The sequence below is a fragment of the Polynucleobacter sp. MG-28-Ekke-A2 genome (genome assembly GCF_035012985.1).
Lineage (GTDB): Bacteria > Pseudomonadota > Gammaproteobacteria > Burkholderiales > Burkholderiaceae > Polynucleobacter.
In genome coordinates, this window is record NZ_JAYGQU010000078.1 from 1 (window position 1) to 255 (window position 255).

1 protein-coding gene is annotated in these 255 nt (G+C 47.5%); it reads right to left on the reverse strand.

The annotated features are described in order from the left end of the window. Positions 1–255 (reverse strand): DDE-type integrase/transposase/recombinase (locus VC188_RS12000; protein ID WP_323484118.1); only part of this gene is annotated, 255 nt, incomplete at both ends.

Sequence of the window (255 nt, forward strand, 5' to 3'; positions counted from 1 at the left end):
GCCCCAGGTGTTTAAAAGCCTTTTGGAGCATCTGTATCACCGTCTTGATCTGTGGTCGATCCGCCATCTCATACGAGATGATCTCTTGGTTATATAAATCCAAGATGGGGGATAGATACACTCGCTCACCTTTAATGTTGAACTCCGTTACATCAGTCACCCACTTTTGATTGGGCTTGCTAGCAGCAAAGTTACGCTCCAGTAGGTTTGGGGCTACCTTGCCTACTGCCCCCTTATAAGACTGATAGCGCTTGG